The following is a 16831-nucleotide window of genomic DNA, read 5'->3' on the forward strand; positions in this document are numbered from 1 at the left end:
CCGCGAGGGGGCAGCGCCCCCTTCCCCGGCTTGCCGCCGGAGCGCCCCTCTGGCACAAGGGGGCATGGCCAAGGCATCCCCCCAGTTCACCTGCACCGCCTGCGGCGCCGTCCACAAGAAATGGGCCGGCCGCTGCGAGGCTTGCGGCGCGTGGAACACCATCGCCGAGGAGGCGCCGCTGTCGGCCGGCCCCGCCTCGCGCACGCTTGGCGGCAGCAAGGGGCGGCGCATCGCGCTGAGCACGCTGGCCACCGAAGAGGCGCCGCCACCGCGCACGCTGAGCGGCATGGCGGAATTCGACCGGGTGCTGGGTGGCGGCCTCGTGCCCGCCTCGGCGATCCTCGTCGGCGGCGATCCGGGCATCGGGAAATCGACGCTGCTTCTGCAGGCGGTCTCGGCCTTTGCCCGCAAGGGGCTGAAATGCCTCTACATCTCGGGCGAAGAGGCGGCGGCGCAGGTGCGGATGCGGGCGCAGCGGCTGGGGCTGGCGGATGCGCCGGTGGACCTTGGCGCCGAGACCAACCTGCGCGACATCCTGACCACGCTCGAGGCCGAGCGACCCGACCTTGTCATCATCGACTCGATCCAGACGATGTGGGCCGACACGGTCGAGGCGGCGCCCGGCTCGGTCAGTCAGGTGCGTTCGGCCGCGCATGAGCTGGTGACCTTCGCCAAGACCCGCGGCGTCTCGGTGATCCTCGTCGGCCACGTCACCAAGGAAGGCCAGATCGCCGGCCCGCGCGTGGTCGAGCACATGGTCGACACGGTCCTTTATTTCGAGGGCGAGCGCGGGCACCAGTTCCGCATCCTGCGCGCGGTGAAGAACCGCTTCGGCCCGGCCTCGGAGATCGGCGTCTTCGAGATGACCGGCGGCGGCCTCGCCGAGGTCGCGAACCCCTCGGCGCTGTTTCTGAGCGAGCGCGGCCAGCCGGCGCCCGGTTCGGCGGTCTTTGCCGGCATCGAGGGGACGCGCCCGGTGCTGACCGAGATCCAGGCGCTGGTTGCCCCCTCCTCGCTCGCCTCGCCCCGGCGCACGGTGGTGGGCCTCGATTCGGGGCGGGTGTCGACCATCCTTGCGGTGCTCGAAAGCCGCTGCGGCATTCCCTTCACCGGGCTTGACGTGTTCCTGAACGTCGCCGGCGGGATGAAGGTGAGCGAACCCGCCGCGGACCTCGCGCTGGCGGCCGCGCTGCTGAGCGCGCGCGAAGATGTGGCATTGCCGCCAGACCTGGTGATTTTCGGCGAAATCTCCCTCTCGGCGGCGCTGCGTCCCGTGGGTCAGGTGGAAAACAGGTTGAAAGAGGCGGAGAAACTTGGTTTCACACAGGCAATCCTGCCGCAGGGGACCAAGGTCGAGGGCGGCGCGGGGATGCGGGTGCGCAAGCTGCCCGACCTCGTGACATTCGTCGGGGACATGTTCGGCGCCGGCTGAGGCGCTGCAGGCAAATGTGGGGACCATGGAAGGTTTTACCATCGTTGACGCCATCGTGGCGGTCGTCATCATCCTGTCGGCGATCCTCGCCTACAGCCGGGGCTTCGTGCGCGAGGGGCTGGCGATCGTCGGCTGGATCGCCGCCGCGGTCGTGGCCTACATGTTCGCCGATGCGGCGCGGCCGCTGATCGCGCAGCTGCCGGTGATCAACAAGTTCCTCGGCGACAGCTGCGAGCTTGCGACGATCGGCGGTTTCGCCGCGGTCTTCGCGCTGGCCCTTGTCGTCTTCTCGATCATCACCCCGCTTTTTGCCTCGGTGGTGCAGCGCTCGGCGATCGGCGGGCTCGACCAGGCGCTCGGCTTCCTCTTCGGCGTCGCGCGCGGCGTGGTGCTGGTGGCGGTGGCCTTCGTCGTCTACGACCGCGTCGTCGCCGACGAGGCGATCCCGGCGGTCGATGCCTCGCGCTCGGCCAAGGTCTTTGCCCAGCTCAGCGGCAATCTCGACGAGACCATGCCCTCGGATGCGCCGGGCTGGATCGTCGCGCGTTACGAACAGCTGGTGTCGAAATGCCCCGCGCCCACGGCCGCCCCGGCCACGACTGAGACCGCTCCCGCCGCAACGGCGAACTGAAACGTCGCAAACGTGACGCACAGATGACGGATTTCGCAGCGGGAGGGCTTAACACCCCTCCCGTTTCGCATTACATGTCGCCGCGCAAGCCCCCCATCGCAAGCCGGACTCGGAGACCCCCCATGACCCAACCGGAACCGCATTTCCTGTCGCACCCGTTTGACGACGACAAGCTGAAGGAGGAATGCGGCATCTTCGGCGTGATCGGCGTGACCGATGCGGCGAACTTCGTCGCCCTTGGTCTGCACGCGCTGCAGCACCGTGGCCAGGAGGCGGGCGGCATCGTCGCCCATCATCCCGAGAAGGGCTTCAACTCGGCGCATCGCTTCGGCTATGTGCGCGACAACTTCACCAAGGCCTCGCTGATGGAGACCCTGCCCGGTCCCCTCGCCATCGGCCATGTGCGCTATTCGACCGCCGGCAAGAAGGCCGCGGTGATCCGCGACATCCAGCCCTTCTTCGGCGAGTTCTCGATGGGCGGCGCGGCGATCGCGCATAACGGCAACCTGACCAATGCCGAGGCCCTGCGCCGCGAGCTGATCGAGCATGGCGCGATCTTCCAGTCGGGTTCGGATTCGGAGTGCATCATCCACCTGATGGCGCGCTCGTTCCAGAAGACCCATGCCGACCGCATCGCCGATGCGCTGCGCCGCTGCGAGGGCGCCTTCTCGGTCGTCGCGATGACCCGCACCAAGCTGATCGGCGTGCGCGATCCGCTCGGCGTGCGGCCGCTGGTGCTCGGCCGGATCGGCGACAACGGCTATGTGCTGTCGTCCGAGACCTGCGGCCTCGACATCATCGGCGCGCATTTCGTGCGCGAGATCGAGCCGGGCGAGATGGTCATCATCCAGGACGGCAAGATCGAAAGCTCGCGCCCCTTCCATCAGGCGACGCCGCGCTTTTGCATCTTCGAGCATGTCTATTTCTCGCGTCCCGACAGCATCATCGGCGGCCGCTCGGTCTATGAGACCCGGCGCCAGATCGGGGTGGAACTCGCCCGCGAGGCGCCGGTCGAGGCCGACCTCGTCTGCCCGGTGCCGGATTCGGGCACGCCCGCGGCGATCGGCTACAGCCAGGAATCGGGCATTCCCTTCGCCCTCGGCATCACCCGCAACCAGTACATGGGCCGGACCTTCATCGAGCCGACCGAGCAGATCCGCAACATGGGCGTGCGGCTGAAGCTGAACGTCAACAAGTCGCTGGTGAAGGGCAAGCGGGTGATCCTCGTCGACGACTCGGTGGTGCGCGGCACCACCTCGCGCAAGATCAAGGAGATGATCCTCGACGCGGGCGCGGCCGAGGTGCATTTCCGCATCGCCTCGCCGCCGACCGCCTGGCCGTGCTTCTATGGCGTCGACACGCCCGACCGCTCCAAGCTGCTCGCCGCGAAGATGACCGAGGACGAGATGCGCGACTGGATCGGTGTCGACAGTCTGAAGTTCATCTCGCTCGACGGGCTCTATCGCGCCGCGGGCGAGGCCAATGGCCGCAACAACGCCTGCCCGCAATATTGCGACGCCTGCTTCTCGGGCGAATACCCGGTGGTGCCTTCGGACCAGATCGAGAAGGGCTTCGAGATGCGCGCGCCGGAGGCGGCCGAGTAAGGCCCCCTGATCCCGCGGTCGCGGCCGCACCATGTGACGCAGGGGGCGCTGCCCCCTCCTGGCCTGCGGCCAGTTCACCCCGGGATATTTGAGGCAATTGGAAGACGCAGGCGGCCAGCTTGCGTCTTCTTTTCATTCGCGCCGGCGACAGGATCGGGGCCGGCGATGACAGGCGGACGCCAGGATGCGGCAGGCCCGCGCTCGGCTCAGGCGCTTTCCTCGATCGCGTCGGCCATCGCCTCGGCGCGGGCGGCGATCTCGGCCAGCGTGTCGACGACCTCATGCGGGATCACCGGCACCTCGATCTCGACCGGATGCGCCTTCAGCATGGCGATCTCGGCCTCGAGCATCGCGATCTGCCCCTGTGCCGCCTCGAGATCCGCCTGAAGACCGCGCAGGCGATCGTCCATGCCGGCGGCCTTGTCGGCAACCATCAGCCCCGCCATCAACAGCATCCGCCCCTCGGGCAAGCGGCCGATCTGGTCGAGCAGCACCGAGGCCTCGGCATCGAGAAGCCCGGCGGCGTTTTGCAGGAAATGTTCCTCGCCCTGGGCGCAGGCGACGGCGAAATCGCGCTCGCCGATGGTGATCTTCAGCTCAGGCATCCTCGTTCATCCCCGTATGCGTGCCTTCGGCCGCGGTCCCGAACAATGGCGCGAGACCGCCGAGGATCTCGGCGAGTTCCGCCGCCTCCTCGGCCCGCGCGGCGCGCAGCGCCTCGAGCTCGGCCTGCATCGCGCGGTTGATCAGATGCGGCGCCGGCGCGGCGCCGGCCTCGATCAGCGCCCGGTTCGCCTCGGCCAGATCGAGGTTCGCGCGCTTGAGCCGGGTCACCTCGGTCTGCGCGGTCTCGAGCGATCTCGTCGCGGTGGCGAGGCGCTTTTCCAGCGCCGAGAGCGTGGTTTCCTGCTTTTCGCGGATCGCGCGCACCCGCTCGGAGAGCTGCGCATTGGCCATCCGCTCGCTCTCGAGGGCCTCGCGCAGGCGGGCGAGTTCGGCCGGATCGGCGCCGGCAAGCGCCGCCCCCATGGCCGCCGCGCGTTCGAGCGCCGCCGGCATCGGCGGACGGGCGGGCGGCTCGGGTTCAGGTTCGGCCGCGACCTCGACGGGGATCTCGACAGGGGGCTCGGCGGCAGCTTCGGCGGGCAGCCCGGCTTCGGGGCCCGGCTCGGGCGCCGGCGGTTCGGCCACCGGCCGTGCCAGCAGCGCCTCGACCCCGCGCCCGATCCGGTCGAGCGCGAAGGAGATCCGGCGTTCGTATTCGGCGATCTCGGTCATCTGGTCCCCCGGCCCGCTGCGCGACATGGGCAAGACACGGGCGAATCGCCGTGACTGTCCCCTCGCCGGCCAGTCTATCCTGTGGACAGGGGGCAGCCCACCCTTTTGCATCAAGCACTTGGGGCTTGCGCTTGAACTTGCCCCGATCCCTGCTATCAGGGGCTCAAGTTAACGCCAACATCGCATCGAAAGGAGAGGCTCTTGGACATCGCCACGCTCCGTGCCACTCACCCCGACCACTGGAAACTTGCGACCGCGATCCGCGCCCTCGCGATGGATGCGGTTCAGGCCGCCAATTCCGGCCACCCCGGCGCGCCGATGGGCCTCGCCGATGTCGCGACCGTGCTCTACCGCAACCACCTGAAGTTCGACGCCAAGGCGCCGGGCTGGGCGGACCGCGACCGGTTCGTGCTCTCGGCCGGGCATGCCTCGATGCTGCTTTACGCGCTGCTGCACCTCACCGGCTATGAGCAGGCGACGCTCGAACAGGTGAAGTCGTTCCGGCAGTGGGGCTCGCGCATGGCGGGTCACCCGGAATACGGCCATCTCGAGGGCGTCGAGACCACCACCGGCCCGCTCGGCCAGGGGATCTCGACCGCGGTCGGCATGGCGATCGCCGAGAAGTCGATGGCCGCGCGCTTCGGCAAGAAGGTCGTCGATCACAAGATCTGGGTGATCGCCGGGGACGGCTGCCTGATGGAAGGCATCAGCCAGGAGGCGATCGGCCTTGCCGGCAAGCAGGAACTCGACAACCTGATCGTCCTTTGGGACAACAACAACATCACCATCGACGGCCGCGTGACGGTGTCGGACATCACCGACCAGCACAAGCGCTTCGAGGCCTCGGGCTGGCAGGTTCTGGCCTGCGACGGCCATGACCCGGCCGACATCGACCGCGCGCTGACCGAGGCGAAGAAGGCCAAGCGTCCGGTGCTCGTCGACTGCAAGACGATCATCGGCTTCGGCGCGCCGACCAAGTCGGACAGCTATTCGGTGCACGGCTCGCCGCTCGGCGACAAGGAACTGGCCGCGACCAAGGAGATCTACGGCTGGCCCTATGGCCCGTTCGAGATCCCGGCCGAGATCAAGGCCGACTGGGAAGCGATCGGCGCGAAGGGCGCCACCGCCCGCGCCGAATGGGAAGAGCGTCTGAACGCGCTCTCGCCGGCGAAGAAGGCCGAGTTCGAGCGGCAGATGAGCCGCGGCGTCTCGAAGAAGCTCGCCTCGGCGATCCGCGCCTTCAAGAAGGCGCAGTCGGAAGCCGCGCCCAAGGTCGCGACCCGCAAGGCCTCGGAAATGGTGCTCGCCGCGGTGAACCCGGTCATTCCGGAAACCATCGGCGGCTCGGCCGACCTCACCGGCTCGAACCTGACGCTGACACCGGGTCTCGGCGATTTCATGCCCGACAACCGCAAGGGCCGCTACATCCGCTACGGCATCCGCGAGCACGGCATGGCGGCGGCGATGAACGGGCTCTACCTGCACGGCGGCGTGCGCCCCTATGGCGGCACCTTCTTCTGCTTCACCGACTATGCCCGCGGCGCGATGCGTCTGTCGGCGCTGATGGGCGTTCCGGCGGTCTATGTGATGACGCATGACAGCATCGGCCTGGGCGAAGACGGCCCGACCCACCAGCCGGTCGAGCATCTGGCGATCTGCCGCGCCACGCCGAACACCTGGACCTTCCGCCCCGCCGACGTGATCGAGACGGCCGAGGCCTGGGAGCTGGCGCTGTCGTCCGAAAAGACCCCCTCGGTGCTCGCGCTCAGCCGGCAGAACCTGCCGACGCTGCGCACCAAGCACTCGGGCGCGAACCTCACCGCGAAGGGCGCCTATGTGCTCGAGGAAGCGGCGGGCAAGCGGCAGGCGGTGATCATGGCGACCGGCTCGGAAGTCGAGATCGCGCTGAAGGCACGCGAGATCCTGCAGGCGCAGGCGATCGGCACCCGTGTCGTCTCGATGCCCTGCATGGAGCTCTTCGCGGCGCAGGACGAGGCCTACCGCCGCAAGATCCTGCCGCCCGGTGCGGTGCGCGTGGCGGTCGAGGCCGCGGTGCGTCAGCCCTGGGACCGCTGGCTCCTGGGCGAGCGCGGCACCGAGAAGAAGGCGGGCTTCGTCGGCATGGAAGGCTTCGGCGCCTCGGCCCCGGCCGACCGGCTCTATCAGGAGTTCGGCATCACCGCCGAGGCGGTGGCCGAAAAGGTGAAAAGCCTGCTTTGAGCCCGACCCAGATCCAGAATGAACCGGGGGGGCCGCAAGCGGCCCCCTCTGCCGTTGACCCTGCGGCAGCAGCCCGGCGGCGTGCCGCGGGGCTCGGCGTGCTGTTCCTGCTCGGCTCGCTCGCGACCTTCACGCTGATGGACGCGGTGGCGAAGTATCTCGTCACCCGCTACCATCCCGCGCAGCTGATCTGGGCGCGCTTCGCGATCAACCTGGCGCTGGTGGCACTGGTCTATCGCGGTTCGTTCCTGCCGCGCATCCGCACCCGCCAGCCGCTCGCGCAGGCGGCGCGCGGGGTGATGCAGGTGATCACCATCGTGCTCTTCTTCGTCGCCATCCGTCACATCGGTCTGGCCGAGGCGGATGCGCTCTTCGACATCAATCCGATCCTCATCACGCTCGGCGCGGCGCTGTTCCTGGGCGAGCGGATCGGGCCGCGCCGCATCGCCGGCATCGTCATCGCCTTCCTCGGCGCGCTGGTGATCCTGCGCCCGGGCGTCGGCGCCTTCGAACCCGCCGCCGCCCTCGCCTTCGCCTCGGCCTTCAGCTATGCCGCGGGCAACCTGCTCACCCGCGTCGTGCGCACCGACCCGCTTGCCACCTCGCTGATCTGGTCGGCGCTGGTCGGCACCGTGCTCAGCTCGATCGCCCTGCCCTTCGTCTGGAAGGAAGTGGCGATGGCCGATTTCCCGATCTTCCTGGCGCTTGGCGTGCTGGGCAGTGCCGGTCAGGCGCTCGTCGTGCGCGCCTTCAGCCTGAGCGAGGCCTCGACCCTCGCCCCCTTCGGCTATTTCAGCCTGATCTTCGCAAGCCTGTGGGGCTTTGTCTTCTTCGGTCAGCTGCCCGACGCCTGGACGGTGGCCGGTGCGCTTGTGATCGTCGGGGCCGGTCTCTATGTCTGGTATCGCGAACGCAAGTCCGCAGAGTGACCGATGACCGAGACCCCGCATCCCAGCCTGACCGACCGCCTGTCCGACACGGTGTTCCGTGGCCTGATGACACTTGCCCGCGCATTGCCCTACGAGCGGCGGGTGCCGATGATGGGCTGGGCGGTGGCGCATCTGGTGGCGCCGGTCGCGGGCTGGCGCCGGCGGATCCGCGCGAACCTCGCCCTGACCTGCCCCGAGCTGACGACGGCCGAGGTCGAGCGGCTGGTGCGCGCCGTGCCCGACAATGTCGGCCGCTCGCTTGCCGAGATCTACTCCGGCGAGGAATTCCTTGCCCGGGTGCGCGATCTGCCGCTTGAGGGGCCGGGTGCCGCAGCGCTGCAGGCGGCGCATGACGAGGGTCGGCCGGTGATCGTCGCGGCCGGGCATTTCGGCAATTACGACGCCTGGCGCGGCGCGCTGGCCGGGCGCGGCTATCGCATCGGCGCGATCTACCGGCCGATGGCGAATGCACTTTTCAACCGCCATTACGTGCGCGCGATCTCGGCGATCGCGACGCCGCTCTTCGCCCGCGACCACGACCTGAAGGCGATGCTGCGCTTCCTGCGCGCGGGCGGCATGGTGGCCTTCGGTTTCGACCAGTATTTCCGCCAGGGCGCGCCGCTGACCTTCTTCGGCCGGCCCGCCCCCACCCCGACCTCGGCGGCCGAGCTGGCGCTCAAGCTGAAGGCCGACCTGATCCCGATCTATGCGATCCGCCAGCCCGACGGGCTGAGCTTCCGCATCCTGGTCGAGGCGCCGGTGCCGCACAGCGATGCCGAGACGATGACGCAGGCGCTGAACGATGCGCTCGAGCGGCAGGTGCGCGCGCATATGGAACAGTGGTTCTGGGTGCACCGGCGCTGGAAGAACCGCGGCCCGAAACCGCGCCCCTGAGGCGCGGCGCGGCGATCGGCTTCAGCTCGGGACTGGGGGCTCAGTTCAGCCGCGCGGCCGCGAGGATCGGCCCCGGCAGCGGCGCCGACTTGCCCGGCGTCGCGCCCTGCACGATCACCACCGCGGGCTCGTCGCCGTCGATCTTCGCGTTGAGCCGGGTCGGCGTGCGGCCGTCCCAATCGGCAACGGCGTGCCAGGCGGTGACGACATTGGCGTAATCGAGCACCATCCCCGCATTCTCGCCGCGCAGGATCTCGACCCGCGCCTGCGGCGCGAAGCGCACGATCTGCACCACGGCATTTTGCGGCAGCGGCGGATCGGCGCGCAGCTCGATCTGGTAATTGCCCTTCGAGCCCGAGACGCTCAGCGCCACGGCATCGGGGGTCTCGTATTCGCGCGCGATCATCTGCTCGAGCTCGGCCTCGCTCGGCGCAACCAGCGACTGTTCGCCCTCGATGATCATCTGCGGCGTGAAGATGGTGCGGCTGCGCGCGGCGCGGGCATAGGCCTTTTGCCGGGCGGTGAAGGCGGGCTGGGCGAAGGGATCCTCCCAGCCGAGATAATCCCAGTAGTCGACATGCAGCGACAGCGCGATCACGTCGGGACGGTCGGCGATCTTCGCCAGAAGCTCGTCCGCCGGCGGGCAGGCCGAACAGCCCTGCGAGGTGAAGAGCTCGACCACCACCGGGCCGCGCGAGGGCTCCGGCGTGACGGTGCGCGCCATCAGCGACATGGCATCGGGGACCCGGGCCTTCTCGAGCGCGTTCTCGAGCGCCTCATTGAGGTTTTCGATCAGCGACGGTCCGGACAGCGTGCCCGGCGCGGGTGTGCCGCCCGTCGTGCCGCCTGCCCCGGTACCAGCCCCCGGGGTCGTGCCGGCATCGGCAAGGACGATCGGAGGCGGGCTGACCATCGTGCCCGGCCCCGGTCCGGGGCCCGGACCATTGGCCGCACCCATGCCCTGCGCGAAAGCCTGGGTGCCGCAGACAGCGGCGCAGGTCAGTGCCAGCCAGCCTCCGGCGGCGGTGCCGATGATCGCGCGTGCCAGTGCCATGGCGCCCCTTTCCCTTGCAGGTCTCTTCCTAAGCTGCGGACATGGCCTTTGCCAATCAAGGTTTTGCGATTTCCGCGGCGGCAGCGGCGCGACCGGGAAGCCACCCCCCGGCTGATAGCGCCAACGTCGGGGCCTGCCGCAAAATCAGTGTGCAATGGTATACAAAAATCCCGCATCCCCCTTGATCGACTCCCCCCGTTGGGGCAGAACGGCCGCAGCGAAACCCTGATCTCAATCCGATCACTGCAAGGGAGGCCAGTCCCCATGACCGTCGTCACCGGCAAAGACACTGCCAAGACGCGCCGCACGCTCGCCGTCGGCGGAACGTCCTATTCCTATTACTCGATCCCGGCCGCGCAAGAGGCGGGGCTGGGCGACTTCTCGAAGCTGCCCGCTTCGCTCAAGGTCGTGCTCGAGAACCTGCTGCGGTTCGAGGACGGCGGCTTCTCGGTCTCGGTCGAGGACATCAAGGCCTTCGGTGACTGGGCGAAGATGGGCGGCAAGAACCCGCGCGAAATCGCCTATCGTCCGGCCCGCGTGCTGATGCAGGACTTCACCGGTGTTCCGGCCGTGGTCGACCTCGCCGCGATGCGCGACGGCATCAAGGGTCTGGGCGGCGACGCGCAGAAGATCAACCCGCTCGTTCCCGTCGACCTGGTCATCGACCACTCGGTGATGATCGACGAGTTCGGCAACCCGCGCGCCTTCCAGCGCAACGTGGAACTGGAATACGAGCGCAACATGGAGCGCTATCAGTTCCTGAAATGGGGTCAGGGCGCGTTCGAGAACTTCCGCGTCGTTCCCCCGGGCACCGGCATCTGCCACCAGGTGAACCTTGAATACCTCGCCCAGACCGTCTGGACCGACACCGACCAGAACGGCGAGCTCGTGGCCTATCCCGACACCCTCGTCGGCACCGACAGCCACACCACGATGGTGAACGGCGCCGCCGTTCTCGGCTGGGGCGTGGGCGGGATCGAGGCCGAGGCCGCGATGCTCGGCCAGCCGGTCTCGATGCTGATCCCGGAAGTCGTCGGCTTCAAGCTGACCGGCGCGATGGTCGAAGGCACCACCGGCACCGACCTCGTGCTGAAGGTCGTGCAGATGCTGCGCAAGCATGGCGTGGTCGGCAAGTTCGTCGAATTCTACGGCGAAGGCCTCGACAAGCTGCCGCTGGCGCAGCGCGCCACCATCGCCAACATGGCGCCCGAATACGGCGCGACCTGCGGCTTCTTCCCGATCGATGCGGAGACCCTGCGCTACCTCAAGCAGACCGGCCGCTCGGAAGAGCGCATCGCCCTGGTCGAGGCCTATGCGAAAGAAAACGGCTTCTGGCGCGGTGCGGATTACGAACCCGTCTACTCCTCGACCCTCGAGCTCGACATGGGCTCGATCGTTCCGGCGATCTCGGGTCCGAAGCGTCCGCAGGACTACCTGCCGCTGACCGACGCGAAATCGACCTTCTCGAAGGTCGTCGCCTCCTACCGCGGCATCGACGTCTCGGCCGCCGCCGCTGACATGGCCGAGGAAGGCAATGTCACCACGAAGCCGGTCGAGGTCTGCAAGTCGGTCGCCGTCGAGGGCAAGGACTACAAGGTCGGTGACGGCTCGGTGGTGATCGCCTCGATCACGTCGTGCACCAACACCTCGAACCCCTACGTGCTGATCGGTGCCGGTCTCGTCGCCCGCAAGGCGCGTGCGCTCGGCCTGACCGCGAAGCCCTGGGTGAAGACCTCGCTCGCCCCCGGGTCGCAGGTCGTGCAGGAATACCTGAAGGCCGCCGATCTGCAGGACGATCTCGACGCGCTCGGCTTCAACATCGTCGGCTTCGGCTGCACCACCTGCATCGGCAACTCGGGCCCGCTCGGCGATCCCGCGATCTCGAAGGCGATCAACGACAACGACCTCGTCGCCGCGGCCGTGCTCTCGGGCAACCGCAACTTCGAAGGCCGGATCTCGCCCGACGTGCGCGCGAACTTCCTCGCCTCGCCGCCGCTCGTCGTCGCCTATGCGATCGCCGGCGACATGAACATCGACCTGTCGAGCGAGCCGATCGCCACCTCGAAGGACGGCAAGCCGGTGTACCTCAAAGACATCTGGCCGACCGACGCCGAGATCGCCGAGCTTGTCGAGAAATGCGTGACCCGCGAGGCCTTCCTTGCGAAATACGCCGATGTGTTCAAGGGCGACACCAACTGGCAGGGCGTGAAGACCACCGAGGGGGAAACCTACGACTGGCCGGCCGAATCGACCTACATCCAGAACCCGCCCTATTTCCGCGGCATGTCCAAGGAACCGGGCGTGATCTCGAACGTGAAGTCTGCCCGCGTCCTCGCGGTGCTCGGCGACATGATCACCACCGACCACATCTCGCCCGCGGGCTCGTTCAAGCCGACCACCCCGGCCGGCAAGTACCTGACCGAGCGTGGCGTCGCGCCGAAGGACTTCAACAGCTACGGCTCGCGCCGCGGCAACCACGAAGTCATGATGCGCGGCACCTTCGCCAACATCCGCATCAAGAACGAGATGCTGGATGGCGTCGAGGGCGGCTACACCAAGGGCCCGAACGGCGAACAGACGACGATCTTCGACGCCTCGATGGAATATCAGGCGGCGGGCATCCCGCTCGTCATCTTCGGCGGCATCGAATACGGCGCGGGCTCGTCGCGTGACTGGGCGGCGAAGGGCACCAACCTGCTCGGCGTCAAGGCTGTCATCGCGGAAAGCTTCGAGCGGATCCACCGCTCGAACCTGATCGGCATGGGCGTCATCCCGTTCGAGTTCACCGGCGGCGACACCCGCAAGACGCTCGGCCTGACCGGCGACGAAGTGGTGACGATCGAGGGCCTCGAAGGCGACATCAAGCCGCTGTCGCTGGTGCCCTGCACCATCACCATGAAGGACGGCTCGGTGAAGACGATCCAGCTCAAGGCCCGGATCGATACCGAGGTCGAGATCGAGTATCTGAAGAACGGCGGCGTGCTGCACTACGTGCTGCGCAACCTCGCCAAGGCCTGATCTTCGGGTTCAGGAACCGGAAAGGCCCCGCAGTTGCGGGGCCTTTTTTCATTTCCGTCCGCCCGAAACCGCGATCTTATCCGTGCGTTAAGGGCTCGCCGCCACTCTGGCGGCACGCTTTGCCGTCCCATCGTCTGCCACAGGTTCCCGTCCCATGCCCCGCTCCCTGCCCCCGACCCTGCCCACCATCCTTGCCCTTGCGCTTGTCGCGGGCTGTGCCGCGCCGCCCGCCCCGGCGCCCGAGGTCGCGGCAGCCCCCGCCCTGCCCGGCAAGGTGGTCTGGACCGACGGCCACGACGATCTTGCCGTTGCCACGGCCGGAGCGGCGGCCTGTCCGACGACCAGCGCCGCCGAGGTCAGCGCGGCGTTGGCCCGAACAAATGCCGTGCGCCGCGAGGCCGGTCTTGCCCCGCTCACCGCGAACCCGGTGCTGCAGCGCGTGGCGGAAAAACACGCCTGCGACATGGCCCGCCGCGGCCTGATGACCCATGCCGGCACCTCGACGACCGGGCCGCTCGCCCGCGCCAAGCAGGAAGGATACCGGCCGCGGGTGATTTCCGAGAACATCGCCGCCGGCGCCCCGGGGCGGTTCACCCTGACGGGCACGCTCGAGCAATGGGCGCTTTCGCCCAAGCATCGGGCGAATATCACCATCGCGCAGATGCAGGACTTCGGCATCGGCCATGCCGTCGCCGCCGATGGCACTGCGACGTTCTGGACCGCCGTCTACGCGACGAAGGGGCACTGACGCGCTGCGCCCTTGCACAGCCCCTTCCCCCTCCCCATATCCTCCGCACATGTTAAGGAGGTTTACATGACCGACCGCGATCTCTGGATCGAACAGCGCATCGCCAATGACCGCAAATCGGCGGCGGCGGCCTATCTGCTGTGGTTCTTCCTCGGCTTCTTCGGCGCGCACCGCCTCTATCTCGGCCGCTGGGTCTCGGGGCTGTTCATGCTGGCCCTCTTCGGCCTCGGCACGGTGCTGGCGCCGGTGCTGGTGGGCTATCTGCCGCTCGGCCTCGTCGGGCTGTGGTGGCTGCTCGATGCCTTCCTGATCCCGTCGATGATCGCCTCGGACACCGCCGAGATGCGCTGGCGGCTGCGCACCGGGCGCGAGGCCTGACCCGCCCCTACTTGCCGATCAGCCCGCGCGGCCCGCCGGCGATCAAAAGCGCCACATCGGCCATCGCCATCATCGGCGACACGCCGACCGGCAGCGCGATATAGCGCGGCCGCCAGTCGGGCTGGAACTTCTGCTTGAAGGCGCGCAGCCCCTCGAAGTTGTAGAACGCCCCGCCGTGGCGGAACATCAGCGCGCCGAACCGGTGCCACAGCTGCGCCGTACGCCGGTCGGACAGCCCCGCGAGCGGCGCCATGCCAAGCGAGAATTCCTCGGCCCCCGCGACACGGTAATGCTCGATCAGCGCGAGGAAGAGGAACTCGATCATCCCCGAGGCCTCCTCGGGCAGATAGCGCATCAGATCGACCGCGACGCGCCGGCCGCTGCCCGGGGCAAGGATGCTGGCGAAGGCCAGAACCTGCCCCTCGCGGCGCACCACGGCAATGGGCGTGCGGTCGAGCCATGCCGGGTCGAAGCGGCCGACGGAAAAGCCCTTCTCGCGCCCGACCTTGTCGCCGAGCCAGGCGTCCGAGACGGCGCGCAGCTCCTCGACCAGCGCGGGCGCATGGGGCGGAGCGAGCACCTCGACCGCCAGCCCCTCGCGCAGCCGCTTGTTATAGGCCGCGCGCATGGTCTTGAACTTCGCGCCGGCAAGCGAGAACTCGGGCAGGCGCACGACAGCCTCTTCGCCGACCTTGTGCAGCGCCAGCCCCATCTCGATCATCAGCGGCAGGTGGCGTTCCGAGATCTCGTAGAACACCGGGCGGCAATTCGCCTTCTGCGCCTCCTCGACGAAATCCCAGCCCAGCGTCGGGATCGCGTCGATCGCCCCCACCGGGTCGCCATAGGCGATCCAGTCGGCGCGGCGCCGGCCATACATGATGAAGGCGCGCCCGTCGGCGGAGAAGCGCAGCTCCTTGTCACCGGTGAGCGCCAGGCAGGCCTGTGGGTCGTCCTGCGCGCTCACGATCCGCGCGGCATGATCGACCACGCTTTCGCAGGGCTCGGCGCGCGGCCGGCGCACCGGCTGCAGCGCGAGGAAGATGGTGTAGAAGAACAGCACCGCGGAGGCCGCGAGCCCCGCCCGCAGCGAGCGCGGGGTGTTGGCCGAGCGTGCGAAATCGGTCCACAGATCCAGCGAATAGGGCGTCGCGGCGTGGACGAAGAAGAAGAAGGTGCCGGCCGCCAGGATCACCGCGGCGACCAGCGCGAACCAGGACGGGCCCAGCACCCCCTCGGTGATCTTCGCGCGGCGGTAGAACTCGTGCCGGAAGGGCAGCAGGACGATGCCGCCAAGCGCCAGAAGCGCCGCGCTCTCATAGTCGAAATCGTTCAGGAGCGAGGCGACGGCGCCGCCCGCGATCGCCGCAAGCGTCAGCCAGAACGCGCCCGAGACGCGCCGGATCAGCCCGTGCGACAGGATCAGCAGCACGATCCCCATCACCGAGGAGGTGAGCGTGCCGCCCTCGAGCAGGATCGCGCCGACCAGGTCGTTGTCATCGACCGCCGAGGCCCGCACCGAGGGGCTGAGCGCCACGGCCAGCATGTAGGCGCCAAGCCCGAAGGCCCAGGCCCCGACGAGCCAGGGCACGATGCCGGCAAGCGCGTTGAAGGCCGGCCGCATCGGCTCGGAGATCTCGCCGAAGACCCGCACCGCCCACCCGCCGGCAAGCCGCGCCTCGTTCAGCGAGACGATGACGAAGGCGATGGCGAAGGGCAGCAGATAGTAGATGATGCGGAACAGCAGCAGCGCCGCGGCGACGTCGCCCGCCGCCGTGCCCGCGGGCATCGCCGCCATCACCACGGTCTCGAACACGCCCACCCCGCCCGGCACGTGGCTCATCACGCCGACCATCGTCGCCGTCGCATAGATCGCGAGGAAGGTGACGAAGTCGGGCGCGCCTTGCGGCAGCAGGATGTAGAGGGTGAGCGAGGCCATCGTCGAGTCGAAGAGCGCGACGACCATCTGGCCGGTCAGGATTCGCGGGCTCGGCATGGCGAGCTCGAAGCGGCGGATGCGCAGCGTGCGCCCGGAGAAGGACAGCGCATACAGCAGCCCGAGCGTGCCGCCGCCGCCCAGAAGCGCAAGAGTGCGGATCGCGGTTTCGGAGAGCGGCAGAAGCCCGGTCAGCGCGGCGGGGTGCAGTGCCAGCGCGAAGACGCCCACGAGGCTCAGCCCGGTCCCCATCGCGATCGCGATATAAGAGGCCAGCGCCGCCACCTCGAAGGCATTCAGCCCGAAGGCGGAATAGATCCGGTAGCGGACCGCGCCCCCCGACAGCACCGAGATGCCGATGGTGTTGCCGAAGGCATAGCCGAGGAAACCGCCGAGGGCGACCACCCGCAGGGGCAGCTTCTTCTCGAGGTATTTCAGCGCCCAGAAGTCATAGCCGATCAGCGCGCAATAGCCGAGCGTCGTCGCGCCAAGCGCCACCGCCAGCACATGCAGCGGCATCGAGCGCATCTGCGCGATGATGTCGGCGGCATGGATCGGCTGCAGCAGGTGGTGCAGCGCCCAGATGCCAAGCGCGAAAAGACCGAGCCCCACCAGCACCGGCCCCAGATGGCGCAGCCGTGCCCGCCGCGCGGATGCCGTCACCGGCTCCGTCATCTCGGCCCCTCGGTCATGCAATCCCCCCGGTCGTCTT

General features: G+C 68.5%; 13 protein-coding genes. 9 read left to right on the plus strand and 4 right to left on the minus strand.

Annotation, left to right across the window (positions count from 1 at the left end; genetic code table 11):
- Positions 1-64 precede the first annotated feature (64 nt).
- The 3 genes from radA (at position 65) to purF (ending at position 3667) form a co-directional block, all read left to right on the plus strand.
- Positions 65-1432 carry a DNA repair protein RadA gene (radA, locus tag DYS74_RS03920; protein ID WP_121531143.1) on the plus strand — a complete coding sequence of 456 codons (1368 nt, stop codon included), beginning with the start codon at positions 65-67 and terminating at the stop codon, positions 1430-1432.
- A gap of 25 nt (positions 1433-1457) precedes the next feature.
- Positions 1458-2063, plus strand: coding sequence for a CvpA family protein (locus DYS74_RS03925; RefSeq protein ID WP_121531145.1), 606 nt, complete (start codon positions 1458-1460; stop codon positions 2061-2063).
- Between the two features lie 122 nt (positions 2064-2185).
- Positions 2186-3667 (plus strand): amidophosphoribosyltransferase, encoded by a 1482-nt coding sequence (gene purF / locus DYS74_RS03930; RefSeq protein ID WP_121531147.1) that lies wholly within the window; start codon positions 2186-2188, stop codon positions 3665-3667.
- A gap of 206 nt (positions 3668-3873) precedes the next feature.
- Here purF and DYS74_RS03935 read toward each other — a convergent pair whose 3' ends face one another.
- Together DYS74_RS03935 and DYS74_RS03940 are read right to left on the minus strand one after the other, a co-directional pair.
- Positions 3874-4272 (minus strand): cell division protein ZapA, encoded by a 399-nt coding sequence (locus tag DYS74_RS03935; protein ID WP_121531149.1) that lies wholly within the window; start codon positions 4270-4272, stop codon positions 3874-3876.
- A complete protein-coding gene (locus DYS74_RS03940; protein ID WP_147435442.1) occupies positions 4265-4945 on the minus strand; it encodes a hypothetical protein in 681 nt (226 codons plus the stop codon). Before DYS74_RS03940 ends, DYS74_RS03935 begins: the two co-directional genes overlap by 8 nt.
- Positions 4946-5146: 201 nt before the next feature.
- Between DYS74_RS03940 and tkt the strand changes: the two genes are divergently transcribed.
- The 3 genes from tkt to DYS74_RS03955 all read left to right on the plus strand — a co-directional run bounded on the left by tkt (position 5147) and on the right by DYS74_RS03955 (position 8988).
- Complete coding sequence (tkt, locus tag DYS74_RS03945) at positions 5147-7165, plus strand: transketolase (RefSeq protein WP_121531153.1); 2019 nt, start codon at positions 5147-5149, stop codon at positions 7163-7165.
- 98 nt (positions 7166-7263) lie between these two features.
- A complete protein-coding gene (locus DYS74_RS03950; protein WP_245965185.1) occupies positions 7264-8094 on the plus strand; it encodes a DMT family transporter in 831 nt (276 codons plus the stop codon).
- Between the two features lie 3 nt (positions 8095-8097).
- Positions 8098-8988 carry a lysophospholipid acyltransferase family protein gene (locus DYS74_RS03955; protein WP_121531157.1) on the plus strand — a complete coding sequence of 297 codons (891 nt, stop codon included), beginning with the start codon at positions 8098-8100 and terminating at the stop codon, positions 8986-8988.
- Positions 8989-9028: 40 nt separating this feature from the next.
- On the opposite strand, the gene DYS74_RS03960 is transcribed toward DYS74_RS03955, so the two are convergent.
- Positions 9029-10042, minus strand: coding sequence for a DUF1223 domain-containing protein (locus DYS74_RS03960; protein ID WP_245965186.1), 1014 nt, complete (start codon positions 10040-10042; stop codon positions 9029-9031).
- Between the two features lie 264 nt (positions 10043-10306).
- Between DYS74_RS03960 and acnA the strand changes: the two genes are divergently transcribed.
- The 3 genes from acnA (at position 10307) to DYS74_RS03975 (ending at position 14186) form a co-directional block, all read left to right on the plus strand.
- Entirely contained in the window at positions 10307-13060 is a 2754-nt protein-coding gene (gene acnA, locus DYS74_RS03965; protein WP_121531159.1) for an aconitate hydratase AcnA, read from the plus strand.
- A gap of 154 nt (positions 13061-13214) precedes the next feature.
- On the plus strand, positions 13215-13808 hold the full coding sequence (locus tag DYS74_RS03970; protein ID WP_121531161.1) for a CAP domain-containing protein: 594 nt from the start codon (positions 13215-13217) through the stop codon (positions 13806-13808).
- Positions 13809-13874: 66 nt separating this feature from the next.
- Complete coding sequence (locus tag DYS74_RS03975) at positions 13875-14186, plus strand: TM2 domain-containing protein (RefSeq protein WP_121531163.1); 312 nt, start codon at positions 13875-13877, stop codon at positions 14184-14186.
- 7 nt (positions 14187-14193) lie between these two features.
- Here the strand turns inward: DYS74_RS03975 and mprF are convergent, their stop codons facing one another.
- The gene (gene mprF, locus DYS74_RS03980; RefSeq protein ID WP_121531165.1) at positions 14194-16794 is read right to left on the minus strand and encodes a bifunctional lysylphosphatidylglycerol flippase/synthetase MprF; all 2601 of its coding nucleotides are present in this window, start codon (positions 16792-16794) and stop codon (positions 14194-14196) included.
- Between the last annotated feature and the right edge of the window lie 37 nt (positions 16795-16831).

This window comes from Paenirhodobacter hankyongi (assembly GCF_003664585.1).
GTDB lineage: Bacteria > Pseudomonadota > Alphaproteobacteria > Rhodobacterales > Rhodobacteraceae > Rhodobacter > Rhodobacter hankyongi.